An 11,761-nucleotide genomic window follows, 5' to 3' on the forward strand; every position below is an offset into this window, starting at 1 on the left:
GTCGACAGAGGAGCGGGACAGGGGTGCGGGCGGGGCCGTCAGGTCAGAGGACGGACTCCCGCATGAAGCGTGCCAGCGGGATGGGGTCGCGGTTCAGGGCCGCGCGCACCCCCTCGGTGACCTCGGCGGCCCGGCCCGAGACGGCGGCGGCGAAGCGCTCGTTGAGCGTGTCGATGTACCTCTCGCCCCAGCCCCGGTTGGTGGCGCGGAAGTAGAAGCCCGCCTCGTCCACGGTCTTGAACCGCCACACGGGGCTCTCGGTGCCCTTCGTCCGCTTGACCACCTCGCGGAAGGTGAGGGCCTGCGGGCCCGTCAGCGTGTACTCCCGGCCCCCGTGGTCGCCCAGCAGGGCGGCGACGGCGGTGTCCGCGACGTCGCGGGCGTCCACGAAGCTGACCTCGGTCCGGCGCTTGACGGGGAGTTCGAGGCGGCCGTTGCGTGACCGCGCCAGGCTCGCGAACGTGCCCTCCGTGAAGTCCTGGAACAGCCAGTTGGGCCGCAGGACCGTCCACGTGTGGAACAGGTCCTTGGCCCGCAGCTCGGCGGCGCGCTGGTCCGAGTCGGAGGGCGCGTGCTCGGTGCCCATGGCGGACATGACCACCGCCCTCCCGACCCCGGCGTCGGCCGCCTTCTCCAGGAACCTGGCGACCCGGTTCCCCAGGGCGCTGCCGACCGGCGTCACCACGAAGATGCTGCTCACGCCCTTGAGGACGTCGTCCCAGTTGGAGGTGTCGGTCCAGTCCAGGCGCGTCTGAGAGGAACGGGACGCCCCCGTCGCGGGCAGCCCGCGCCGCGTCAGCTCGGTGAGGACGCGACGGCCCACCATTCCGGTGGCTCCGGTGACCAGTGTGCTCATTGGAACCACCGTACCGACGGCGCGCGGCCGACCGGACACGAACCGCCAACAGGACCGCGATCTCGGGCGCGGACACGGGCCGGCCGGGGCCTGCGGGCGGGCCCGGCCGCCCCCGCCCGGGGTGCGGCTCCGGTCCGTGGGCGCCCGCGCGCCGGGTCCGCGCCGACCGGCCGGCCGCGGCCCCGCCACCTGCCCCGACGACCAAAGTATGGACCTGGCCGCCATCGGTAGGGCGTGCCGCCGGGCGCCTGCCCGGGGCCGGGCTCCGAACGTAGACTTCGCAGCGATGAACGCTTCCACGGTGACCGGTGCGCAGCGGTGCAGTGCGCGTGACTGGATCGTGGACCTGTCCATGTTCCTGCTCGCCCTCGCCTACGCGGTGACGACCTCCCTCGAACTGCCCGGGGCCTCTCCCCCCGGCGTCGAGTTCGGCCCGGAGCTGGTGCCCCCGGGGCCGCCGTCCACCTGGTTCGAGGGCGCGGGGCGCCTGGCCGCCTTCCTGGCCTGCCTGTCCCTCTGGTGGCGCCGCCGCTGGCCGGTCCAGCTCGCCGTCGCACTGGTGCTGGTCTCCGTGGTCTTCCCCCTGGCCATGGGCGCGATGCTCATCGCCCTGTTCTCCCTGGCCGTGCACAGGTCGCCGCGCACGAGCCTGGCCGTGTTCGGGGTGGGCGCGGCCACCGCCTACCTGCACGCGGTCCTGTGGCCGGACCCGCACCTGCCGATGCTGGTCACCGTGCTGCTGAGCGTGGCCATCCAAGGCGCCGTCATCGGCTGGGGGCTGACCGTCCACCACCGGCGCGAGCTCGTGGAGTCGCTGCGCGACCGGGCCGTGCACGCGGAGACCGAGGCCCAACTGCGGGCCGAGCACGCCCAGCACCAGGTCAGGGAGGCGATGGCCCGGGAGATCCACGACGTGCTCGGGCACCGGCTGTCGCTGCTCAGCGTGCACGCAGGAGCCCTGGAGTACCGGCCCGACGCCCCGTCCGAGGAGGTCGCGCGCTCGGCGAAGGTGATCCGGGAGAGCGCCCACCAGGCCCTCCAGGACCTGCGGGAGGTGATCGGCGTCCTGCGCGCGCCCGTCGGGGAGCTCCCCCAGCCGACCATGGCCGACCTCCAGCAGCTCGTGGAGGAGGCCGACGAGGTCGGCGCCCGCGTGGAGTTCGCGGAGGAGTACACCGGGACGGTCCCGGAGCGGACCGGCCGCACCGCCTACAGGATCGTCCAGGAGGGCCTGACGAACGTGCGCAAGCACTCCCCCGGCGCCGACACCCGGGTACGGGTGAGGGGCGCCCCCGGCGAGGGCCTCGTGGTGGAGGTGCTCAACGGCCCCTCCCCCGAGCCGCCTCCCCCGACCGCCGGCGGGGGTTCGGGCCAGGGCCTGGTCGGCCTGGCGGAGCGGGTCTCCCTCGCGTCGGGGCGCCTGGAGCACGGGCCGGCCGCCGGTGGTGGCTGGCGCCTGTCCGCCTGGCTACCGTGGCCCGTATGAGTCGAACAGAGCGGGGAGCCAGGGAGATCGGGGTGGTGATCGTCGACGACGACGCGCTGGTCCGGGTCGGCCTGGTGATGATGATGGGCGGCGCGCCCGACATCCGGGTGCTGGCCGAGGCCGAGGACGGCGGGTCGGTCCTCGGCCTGGTCGAGCGGTACTCCCCCGACGTGGTCCTGATGGACATCCGCATGCCGACGGTGGACGGCCTGACGGCGACGGAGCGGCTGCGCTCCCTGGAGGACCCGCCCGAGGTGCTGGTGCTGACCACGTTCGACGCCGACGAGCACGTGCTGCGCGCGCTGCGGGCGGGCGCGGCCGGGTTCCTGCTCAAGGACACCCCTCCGGCGGAGATCGTGGAGTCGGTGCGGCAGGTCTCGCGGGGCATGTCGGTGCTCTCCCCCGCCGTGACGCGCCGCCTGGTCGACCGGGTGGGCGCGGGCGACCACGGGGCACGGGCGGGCCGGGCGCGCGAACGGCTGGCTGCGCTGAACGGCCGTGAGCTGGAGGTGGCGGTGGCGGTCGGCGAGGGCCGGTCCAACGCCGACATCGCCTCGCGCCTCTTCCTCAGCGTGCCGACGGTCAAGACGCACGTGTCGAGCATCCTGACCAAGCTGGGGCTGAACAACCGGGTGCAGGTCGCGCTCCTGGTCCACGACGCGCAGCTCCTCGACGGCGGCGGCTGAGCCCCCGCCGCGGCGGTCCGCGCCCCGCCTCCCCGGGGCGCGGGTTACGCCGTCCCCCCGTCGGGCAGGGCCGTAACGAGGGCTCCTCGGAAGGACCGCTCCGCGGGAAGGGAGGATCGGATGGACGACAGCGACTACTACCCCGGCGTGCTCGACGCCGTCATGGAACAGGTCCGGAGCCACATCGGTGAGGGGCGGGTCGCCGACTACATCCCCGAGCTGGCCGACGTGGACCCGGACGAGTTCGGGTTCTCGATCGCCACCGTGGACGGCGGCATGTACAGCACCGGCGACCAGGCGCGCACCCGCTTCTCCATGCAGAGCATCACCAAGGTGTTCACCCTGGCCCTGGTGATGCGGGGCCACGCGGGGTCCGACGTGTGGAAGCGGGTGCACCGGGAGCCGTCGGGCAACGCCTTCAACTCCCTCCATCAGCTGGAGTTCGAGAACGGCGTTCCGCGCAACCCCATGATCAACCCGGGGGCGCTCATCGTCACCGACCAGCTCCTGTCCGACACCGGGGACGCGGTCGGGGAGCTGCGGAAGCTGCTGTGCGAGGAGACCGGCGACCCCGACCTGCACACGGACAACCTGGTCGCGGAGTCCGAGTCCAGGAGCGGCGACCGCAACCGCGCGCTGGCCTACCTCATGGCGAGCTTCGGCAACATCCGGAACCCGGTGCCGGAGGTGCTGGACCACTACTTCCGGCAGTGCTCCATCACCGTCAGCTGCGAGGAGCTGGCCAGGGCCGGCCTGTTCCTGGCCCGGCGCGGCAGGCGGGCGGACGGCTCGGAGCTGCTCAGCGTCTCGGACACCCGCCGGATCCTGGCGGTGATGCTGACCTGCGGCACGTACGACGCCGCGGGGGAGTTCGCCTACCGCGTCGGGATCCCCTGCAAGAGCGGGGTGGGGGGCGGCATCCTCGCGGTCGTCCCGGGACGGTGCACGGTGGCGGCCTGGGGTCCCGGACTGGACGCCAAGGGCAACTCGGTGACGGCGGCCCTCGCGCTGGAGGCCTTCACCGACGTCACCGGCTGCTCGGTGTTCTGAGCGGCGCGCGGAGCCGGGACGCGTGGGGCCGGGTCCGGGACGCACGGGGCCGGCCGGTCCGGGGAGCCCGGAGGCGATGAGTTCCGCCGCGCCGCCGGGTCCCAGTCCGTGTACACCCGACCACCCTCGTCCGAGGAGGACGCCATGACCGCCACCTACACCTTCGACGTCTTCTCCAGCCTCGACGGCTTCGGCTCCTACGGCGGGGACGGCGACTGGGGAGGCTACTGGGGCAAGCAGGGCCCGGAGCTCCTCGGCCATCGCCTCGCCCTGTACGACGCGGAGCAGCGGATGGTCCTCGGAGCGACCACCTACCGGGAATTCGCCCGGATGCTGGGGCCGGACCCCGACGCGGGCGACCCCTGGGTCGCCCGGATGAGGGACCTGCCCCTGACGGTGGTCTCGACCACCCTGGAGGAACCCCTCGACTGGCCGGGCGACGCGACCGTCGCCCGCGGCGGCGCCGTCGACGCCGTCGCCCGGCTCAAGGAGGAGTCCGCGGTCCCGCTGCGCTCACACGGCAGCCTGTCGATGAACCGCTCCCTGATGGCCGCCGGCCTGGTCGACCTCGTCCAGGTGACGATCTTCCCCGTGATCACCGGCCGCACCGGAACGGCCCCGCTCTTCCGGGGCGCGGCCGACTTCGACCTCGACCTGGTCGACCACCGGACGCTGGACGGCCGCGTCCAGGAACTCGTCTACCGGCCCGCCCTGCACGCCTGAGGTCTACCAGGTGCCGACCTCCGAGAACACTCCCACGGCCCTGTGCCGGGACGGCTTCACCGAAGCCGCTCGACATCCCTGGGAGCGCCCCGGCCGGGTCAGGCGTCCGGGTCGAAGGTCTGCGCCATGTGGTCCAGCATCTCCCGGTTGAGGTCGGGGTGCTCGTTGCTGGCCACGAGGAACAGGGCGTAGCCCCTGTCCTCGGTGTGGAAGCCCCGGTTGATGCCGTGCATCCGGCCGCCCCTGCCGTCGTAGGTGAACTCCCAGTCGGCCGCGCTGACGTAGTCGTCGGCCCAGTCGGCGTCGACGTCCTCGATGCCGACGAGTTCGTAGCCGGGGAAGTTGCCGCGCACGCCGGGCTCGGCGGCGCGCCAGTCGTCACCGGCGTCGGGGTTGGGGCTGTCCGTGTACTCCACGAGCAGGTAACCGCCGTCGGGGTTGCGGAAGTAGACCTGGACCCCCGACCGGTCGATCTCCCAGTCCTCGGGGACGTCCACGGCGAAACCGTTCTCGTCCTCGTGGCGGACGAGGTGGTCCCACCTGTCGTCCTCCTCGTCCTGCTCCTCCTCCGGGTCCGCGTCCTCGGACCCGGAGGAGGCCTCCGGCTCGGAACCGGGTTCCGCCGAGGGCTCGGCCTCCTCCGACGCTCCGTCCCCGCCCTCCGCGGACGGTTCGACGGCGGCCTGCTCGGAGTCGCCGACGAGTCCGGCGCCGGTGTCGCCGGTCCGGTTGACGGCCACCAGGACGCCGGTGGTCGCGCCCCCGACCAGCAGGACGAGCACGAGGGCGAGGAGCAGGAGGGGCCCCCGCCGCCGACCGGGGCCGCCGCCGGAGGGGCGGGGGGCGGGCGGCGCGGGGACGGGCGCGGCGGACTCGGCGCGCGCCTCGGCCGCGGCCGGCCCCTCCGCGGGCCCCGTCGCGGCCGGGGCCGGCGCCACCGCCGTGGCGGGGGTGTCGGAGGCGTCGCGGATCTCGCGGAGCCACGTGCGGACCTCGCTCACGGACGGCCGGTCCTCCGGCCGCTTCTCGCACAGCGACTCCAGGACCGGGCGCAGCGGGCCCGCGTTGACCGGCTCGGGCAGGTCCTGGGTGACGATGGCCGTCAGCGTCGCCATGGGGGTCGGCCGGTCGAACGGGAGCGTGCCCTCGGAGGCCTGGTAGAGGGTGATGCCCAGGGCCCACATGTCCGAGGCCGGGGTGGCGGAGTGCCCGTGCGCGATCTCCGGCGCCAGGTAGCTCGGCGACCCGATCAGCAGGCCGGTGCTGGTGAGGTGGGTGGAGCCGTCCAGGTGGGCGATGCCGAAGTCGGTCAGGACCGCGCGGTCGTTCCCGGCGATGAGCACGTTGCCCGGCTTGATGTCGCGGTGCACGATGCCCCGCGCGTGCGCCTCGGCCAGCCCGGCCGCCATCTGCTCGCCGATGTCGGCGACCCTCTTCGCCGACAGGGCCCCGTCGGAGCGGATGAGGTCGCCCAGGGAGGGGCCCAGGACGAGTTCCATCACGATCCACGGGCGGCCGTCCTCCTCCGCCACGTCGAACACGGTGATGATCGAGGGGTGGCTGAGCTGCGCCGCGCTGCGCGCCTCACGGAGCATCCGGGTGCGCAGCACGTCGACCTCGTGCGCGGGGAGGTTGGGGGGCGTGGTCAGTTCCTTGACCGCGACGGGGCGGTCGAGGAGGGTGTCGGTGCCCCGCCAGACGCGCCCCATGCCGCCGGCTCCGATGACCTCGTCCAGGCGGTACCGGTTGGCCAGGACACGGCCGGGGTCGGCTTCCGAGCTGTTCGTCAAGGCGCGATTCCTCTGTGGGGGAAGGCGGAGTGTGAGGGTTCCGGGACGCGGAGGGGAAGGTCGGGGGTCGCCACGATTCTAGGAGCCCGGGGCGACTCCTGCCGCTCTTCCCCGGGGCGGCATGTCGGTGTCCCCTCTCGGCCGAGCGCCCGTGGGACCTCCCTGAAATGCGACGATCCCGCCGGAAACACCTGAGGGCGTCCATCCGGCGGGACCGAATCACCGGGAGTGTCACACCCGGAAACCGTTCAGCGGAGGCGCACCGGGAGGGTCGCGACCCCGGAGACGATGGTCGGGGGCGGCGGGGCCGGCCCGTCGGCGCCCTCACCGGCGTCGAACGCCCTCCGGTGCCTCTCGTCCTTCCGGATCCGCGGGTCGGCCAGGGCCTCGGCGACCCCGGCGTGCGTGGTCACGACCCACGCAGCAACCTCTCCAGGAAGCTCGACAGGGACGACAGGGCCGGTCTCCCGGAGGTGGGCCGCTTGTGCGCGGAGGTTTCCGGGGGCGAGTGCGACGGGCTCCAGGGGGTTCCTTCCGCGGGCGCGGGGGCCGGGGGCTGCTGCGGGGTGAAGAGGACGGGGAGTTCGACGGGGGTCCACGCCAGCCCGGTCAGGCGCCAGCGCAGGTCCTCGGCCGGGACAGCCGCGCGGAGCCCGGGGAGCCGGGTGAGGAGCGTGCGCGTGGCGATGATCGCGATGCTCGTGGCCTCGTCGCGGGCGGGGCAGCGGTGCGGGCCTGCGCCCCAGGCGAGGTGGGCCCTGTTGGGGGTCTCCTCCATCCGCTCGGCGTTCTCCCGCAGGAAGAAGTGGTTCGCCGCGGCGAAGCCCAGGAGGATCGGCGTCCCCGCCTCGATGACCCGCCCCCCGCCGACGGGGATGTCGACGCGGGGGTAGACGGCCGGGTAGTTGGTGATCGGGGAATCCGCCCACAGGACGCGGTCGACGAGGTCGCCGAGGGCGGCGTCCGAGAGGGAGACGGCGTCGTCCCCGCGGACCGCGGGGTCGGCCAGGACCGCGCGGACCGCCGCGCCGATGAGGTCGGCGGTCGGCTCGTTGGCCGCGGCGACGACGAGGAGGAGCTGCATGACCACCTCCTCGTCGCTGAGCCCGGCCCGGTGCCGGATCAGCCTGGAGGTGAGGTCGTCGCCGGGTGCGCGGTGCTTGTCGGACACCGCCTCGGACAGTGCGCGTTCGGCCTCGGCGTTGGACTCCTCGGTGTCCACGCCCGTCCACAGGCCGCGCATGGCGGTGGCGAAGCGCAGGCCCTGGTCCCCGTCGAACCCGACGAGGTCGTTCATGACGAGGAGGGGCAGCACGCGGGCGTACTCGTTGAGCACGTCCGCGCGGCCCCGCCCGCAGAACCCGTCGATGAGCCGGTCGGCGTACCTGCCGGTGATCCGGCCGAGGTGCTCCGCGCCGACGGCCCCGAGGCTGTCGGTGATCGCCCCGCGGTAGCGCTGGTGCTCCGTCCCGTCCACGAACAGGGCGTTGGACCGCGGGGCCATCATGGGCAGGAGCGGGGAGTCCGGGTGGACCCTGCCCTCGGTGAAGTCCCGCCACAGCCGGGGGTCGTGGGTGAAGGCGGTGGTGTCCCGCGACCAGGAGATGAGGGTCGAGTAGTCCGTCACGAGCCACCCGCGCACACCCGGTTCGAGTTCGACCGGGACCACGGGGCCGTGCTCGGCCCGCATGTCGGCGTAGACGGCGTAGGGGTCGGGGTGCGGCTCGCTCCGGTACAGCGCGGCGTGGGGGCAACCAGAAGACACGGGTACCTCGGGGGTGTCGGTCGGCTACGGGCCGGGGTTCGTCCTGCGCCTCCTCGGGGCCGTCGGGCACGGCGGGACCGCCGCGGCCGCGCGTGGGAGGGCCCGCGGCCGGTGCCACTGGGCGCACACCCTAGCGGCCCGTCCCGGGAGGCGCGAGAGCCGGATCACCCGTGCGTCAGCGGACATCGGCGGTCATCTGCCGTTATAGGGATGTCATTCCCTCCGCCCCTTCCCCCTCCTCCGCGTGCACGCGGAGGAGGGGGAAGGGGCGGTCCGCGCGGGCCGCCCCGGCGCACACGGCGGCGCCCCGCCCGGAGCCGGTGCTCCGGACGGGGCGTCCCGGCCGTCCCTCCTCAGGTCCGGTCGGCGGCGGTCCCCATGTGGTCCGACAGGGGCCGGAACCTGCGAAGCCGCTGGCTGTTGGTCACCACGAACACGCTGGACACGGCCATCGCCGCTCCCGCGAGCATCGGGTTGAGCAGCCCGGCCGCGGCCAGCGGCAGCGCCGCCGCGTTGTAGGCGAAGGCCCAGAACAGGTTGCCCTTGATGGTGGTGAGCGTGCGGCGCGAGAGCCGGACCGCGTCCGCCGCCGCCCGCAGGTCGCCGCGCACCAGGGTCAGGTCGCTGGCCTCGATGGCCACGTCCGTACCGGTGCCCATGGACAGCCCCAGGTCGGCCTGGGCGAGCGCGGCGGCGTCGTTGACCCCGTCGCCGACCATGGCCACGGTACGTCCCTCGGCCTGGAGGCGCTTGACCACGTCGACCTTGTCCTTCGGCATCACCTCGGAGAAGACCTCCTCGATGCCGACCTCCGCGGCCACGGAGCGGGCCACCGCCTCGTGGTCCCCGGTCAGCAGGATCGGCGTGAGTCCGAGCTCGCGGAACTGGCGGACCGCCTCGGCGCTGGTGGGCTTGACGGTGTCGGCCACCACGAGCACGCCGCGGGCGCGGCCGTCCCAGCCGACGGCGACGGCCGTGCGCCCCTCCCCCCTGGCCTTTTCCAGCGCCGGGGACAGCTCCGCGGGCAGCTCCTGGGACCACTCCTCCAGGAGCGCGGGGCGTCCGACGAGGACGGCGCGACCGTCCACGACCCCCTGCACGCCCAGTCCCTCGATGTTGGCGAAGTCCTCGGGGGCGGACAGCGGGCCCACCCGGGAGGCCGCGCCGGCGGCGACGGCCCTCGCGACGGGGTGCTCCGAGGCGTTCTCCAGGGCCCCGGCCAGGCGCAGGACCTCCTCCTCGTCCTCGCCGTCCGCGACGGCCACGCCGGTCAGCGCCATCCGCCCGGTGGTGACGGTGCCGGTCTTGTCCAGGACGACGGTGTCCACGCGGCGGGTGTTCTCCAGGACCTCCGGGCCCTTGATGAGGATCCCGAGCTGGGCGCCGCGGCCGGTGCCCACCATCAGGGCCATGGGCGTGGCCAGGCCGAGGGCGCAGGGGCACGCGATGATCAGGACCGCGACGGCCGCGGTGAAGGCGGCGCTCGCGGGCTCGCCCGTGCCGAGCCAGAAGCCGAGCGCGGCGACCGCGATCATGATGGCGACGGGGACGAACACCCCCGAGACCCGGTCGGCGAGGCGCTGGACGGCCGCCTTGCCGTTCTGGGCGTCCTCCACCAGCCGCGCCATCTGCGCGAGCTGGGTGTCGGAGCCGACCCGGGAGGCCCGCACGACGAGGCGGCCCCCGGCGTTGACGGTCGCGCCGACGACGGTGCTGCCCGGGGAGACCTCCACGGGGACGGACTCACCGGTGAGCATGCTCATGTCGACGGCGGAGGTGCCCTCCTCGACCGTGCCGTCGGTGGCGATCTTCTCCCCGGGGCGGACCAGGAACCGGTCGCCGGCCGAGAGCTCCGCCACGGGCACCAGCTCCTCGCGGGCGGAGGGCCCCTCGCCCCGCAGGACGGTGACCTCCTTGGCCCCGAGTTCGAGGAGGGAGCGCAGGGCGGCTCCGGCGCGCCGCTTGGAGCGCGCCTCGAAGTACTTGCCGAGGAGGATGAAGGTCGTGACCCCGGCGGCGACCTCCAGGTAGATGTTGGCGGAGCCGTCGGTCCGCGCGATGGTGAGCTCGAACGGGTGGGTCATGCCCGGTGTCCCGGCGGTGCCGAGGAAGAGGGCGTACAGCGACCACAGGAACGCGGCGGAGACGCCGAGGGAGACCAGCGTGTCCATGGTGGCGGTGGCGAGCCTGAGGTTCTTCCACGCGGCCACGTGGAAGGGCAGCGCGCCCCAGACGACGACGGGCGCCGCCAGGGCGAGGGAGGCCCACTGCCAGTACGTGAACTGGAGCGCGGGGACCATCGCCATGGCGATGACGGGCACCGAGAGCACGAGGGAGACCATGGCCCGGTTCCACAGGACCGCGGTGGGGTCGGCGGGCTCCGCCGCGGAGGGCCCGGGGTCGGGCCGGGGGACGGTGGCGGTGTAGCCCGCCTTCTCCACCTGCGCGACCAGGTCCTCCACGGGCGTGGGCGCCCCCTCGAAGGACACCCGGGCCTTCTCGGTGGCGAAGTTGACGGTGGCGGTGACGCCCTCCAGCCTGTTGAGCCGCTTCTCGACCCGGTTCGCGCACGCGGCGCAGGTCATGCCGCCGATGGCCAGTTCGACCGCCGCGGCCCCGGCCGGCTTCGCCGTGGTTCCCCCGCTACCCATGGTCCCTCCCCGACTCCCTGCGCTCCTCGTCGTGCCCGTACGACGCGTCCTCCGTGTGGTCCCGTCCGCCCGTGGAGGACTCCTCCCCGGTCTGCGCGCTGCGCGCGTGCCCCGGGGCCTCCTGCGGCAGAACGGGGCCGGCCAGGCCGCCGACCCCGAACGCCGCGGCGAACACGGCCACGAGACCCAGGGCGTAGAGCCCGAGCTTCGCGGTCACGTTCATGTCAGTCACGCACCTCGTAACCCGCCTCGTCGATGGCGGCACGGACCGACGCGTCGTCGACCGGGCCGTCGCTGGTGACGGTCACCTTCTTGTCGTCGAGGTCGACCTTGACGCCGGTGACCCCGCTGACCCCGCCGACCTCCTCGGTGACGGAGTTGACGCAGTGCCCGCAGGTCATGCCCTCGACCGTGTAAACAGCGGTGGTGGTGGCAGCCATTTCGCCTCCTGTGGCGTGTGTGGTGTCTCGGTCTCCGTGGCGGACCGCTCCAACAGGGCCCAATATACCCCCTGGGGGTATGTAATTGTCAAACCCCTGTCGTCACACCGCCCCCACCCCGGGCGGCGCGGGGCCCGCACCGCCCGCCGCGGGGGCGCCCCCGCACCGGGATCCCCCTCGCCCCACTGTACCCCCGGGGGGTAATCCCACGGGGGGCTTCCCCTCCGGTCACGGCCCGGGGCGCGCGGGCGGGCCGCCGGGGGCCCCGGGCGACCACCAACAGGGGGGGCGGCAACGAAGTGAAGAGATAGGAG

The 11,761-nt window shown here is 73.9% G+C and carries 11 protein-coding genes; 4 read left to right on the forward strand and 7 right to left on the reverse strand.

Features of this window, described 5'->3' with window-relative positions:
• Positions 1-43 precede the first annotated feature (43 nt).
• Positions 44-856: an NAD(P)H-binding protein gene (locus ABZ234_RS25200; protein WP_355013684.1), complete on the reverse strand. Its 813-nt coding sequence runs from the start codon at positions 854-856 to the stop codon at positions 44-46.
• A 286-nt stretch (positions 857-1,142) separates the two neighbouring features.
• Between ABZ234_RS25200 and ABZ234_RS25205 the strand changes: the two genes are divergently transcribed.
• The 4 genes from ABZ234_RS25205 to ABZ234_RS25220 all read left to right on the forward strand — a co-directional run bounded on the left by ABZ234_RS25205 (position 1,143) and on the right by ABZ234_RS25220 (position 4,801).
• On the forward strand, positions 1,143-2,342 hold the full coding sequence (locus ABZ234_RS25205; RefSeq protein ID WP_267946979.1) for a histidine kinase: 1,200 nt from the start codon (positions 1,143-1,145) through the stop codon (positions 2,340-2,342).
• Entirely contained in the window at positions 2,339-3,028 is a 690-nt protein-coding gene (locus ABZ234_RS25210; RefSeq protein ID WP_267946980.1) for a response regulator transcription factor, read from the forward strand. The genes ABZ234_RS25205 and ABZ234_RS25210 overlap by 4 nt, the downstream gene beginning before the upstream one ends.
• Positions 3,029-3,148: 120 nt before the next feature.
• Positions 3,149-4,078, forward strand: a complete 930-nt coding sequence (locus ABZ234_RS25215; RefSeq protein WP_267946981.1) for a glutaminase — start codon at positions 3,149-3,151, stop codon at positions 4,076-4,078.
• A gap of 144 nt (positions 4,079-4,222) precedes the next feature.
• Positions 4,223-4,801: a dihydrofolate reductase family protein gene (locus tag ABZ234_RS25220; protein ID WP_267946982.1), complete on the forward strand. Its 579-nt coding sequence runs from the start codon at positions 4,223-4,225 to the stop codon at positions 4,799-4,801.
• Positions 4,802-4,899: 98 nt separating this feature from the next.
• Here the strand turns inward: ABZ234_RS25220 and ABZ234_RS25225 are convergent, their stop codons facing one another.
• The 6 genes from ABZ234_RS25225 to ABZ234_RS25250 all read right to left on the reverse strand — a co-directional run bounded on the left by ABZ234_RS25225 (position 4,900) and on the right by ABZ234_RS25250 (position 11,447).
• On the reverse strand, positions 4,900-6,591 hold the full coding sequence (locus ABZ234_RS25225) for a serine/threonine-protein kinase (RefSeq protein ID WP_355013685.1): 1,692 nt from the start codon (positions 6,589-6,591) through the stop codon (positions 4,900-4,902).
• A gap of 248 nt (positions 6,592-6,839) precedes the next feature.
• Complete coding sequence (locus ABZ234_RS25230; protein WP_355013686.1) at positions 6,840-7,004, reverse strand: hypothetical protein; 165 nt, start codon at positions 7,002-7,004, stop codon at positions 6,840-6,842.
• On the reverse strand, positions 7,001-8,281 hold the full coding sequence (locus ABZ234_RS25235) for a cytochrome P450 (RefSeq protein WP_355013691.1): 1,281 nt from the start codon (positions 8,279-8,281) through the stop codon (positions 7,001-7,003). Before ABZ234_RS25235 ends, ABZ234_RS25230 begins: the two co-directional genes overlap by 4 nt.
• 428 nt (positions 8,282-8,709) lie before the next feature.
• The gene (locus ABZ234_RS25240; protein ID WP_355013687.1) at positions 8,710-11,007 is read right to left on the reverse strand and encodes a heavy metal translocating P-type ATPase; all 2,298 of its coding nucleotides are present in this window, start codon (positions 11,005-11,007) and stop codon (positions 8,710-8,712) included.
• Positions 11,000-11,230, reverse strand: coding sequence for a hypothetical protein (locus tag ABZ234_RS25245; RefSeq protein ID WP_355013688.1), 231 nt, complete (start codon positions 11,228-11,230; stop codon positions 11,000-11,002). The genes ABZ234_RS25240 and ABZ234_RS25245 overlap by 8 nt, the downstream gene beginning before the upstream one ends.
• Position 11,231: 1 nt before the next feature.
• A complete protein-coding gene (locus tag ABZ234_RS25250; RefSeq protein WP_267946987.1) occupies positions 11,232-11,447 on the reverse strand; it encodes a heavy-metal-associated domain-containing protein in 216 nt (71 codons plus the stop codon).
• Positions 11,448-11,761: the final 314 nt, after the last annotated feature.

Source organism: Nocardiopsis sp. NPDC006198, assembly GCF_040613895.1.
Classification (GTDB): domain Bacteria; phylum Actinomycetota; class Actinomycetes; order Streptosporangiales; family Streptosporangiaceae; genus Nocardiopsis; species Nocardiopsis tropica.

Bases quoted from the DNA above. Each gene is read 5' to 3' on its own strand.
- ABZ234_RS25200 (WP_355013684.1), bottom strand. From the start codon at position 856: ATGAGCACACTGGTCACCGGAGCCACCGGAATGGTGGGCCGTCGCGTC.
- ABZ234_RS25205 (WP_267946979.1), top strand. From the start codon at position 1,143: ATGAACGCTTCCACGGTGACCGGTGCGCAGCGGTGCAGTGCGCGTGAC.
- ABZ234_RS25210 (WP_267946980.1), top strand. From the start codon at position 2,339: ATGAGTCGAACAGAGCGGGGAGCCAGGGAGATCGGGGTGGTGATCGTC.
- ABZ234_RS25215 (WP_267946981.1), top strand. From the start codon at position 3,149: ATGGACGACAGCGACTACTACCCCGGCGTGCTCGACGCCGTCATGGAA.
- ABZ234_RS25220 (WP_267946982.1), top strand. From the start codon at position 4,223: ATGACCGCCACCTACACCTTCGACGTCTTCTCCAGCCTCGACGGCTTC.
- ABZ234_RS25235 (WP_355013691.1), bottom strand. From the start codon at position 8,281: ATGCGGGCCGAGCACGGCCCCGTGGTCCCGGTCGAACTCGAACCGGGT.
- ABZ234_RS25240 (WP_355013687.1), bottom strand. From the start codon at position 11,007: ATGGGTAGCGGGGGAACCACGGCGAAGCCGGCCGGGGCCGCGGCGGTC.
- ABZ234_RS25245 (WP_355013688.1), bottom strand. From the start codon at position 11,230: ATGAACGTGACCGCGAAGCTCGGGCTCTACGCCCTGGGTCTCGTGGCC.
- ABZ234_RS25250 (WP_267946987.1), bottom strand. From the start codon at position 11,447: ATGGCTGCCACCACCACCGCTGTTTACACGGTCGAGGGCATGACCTGC.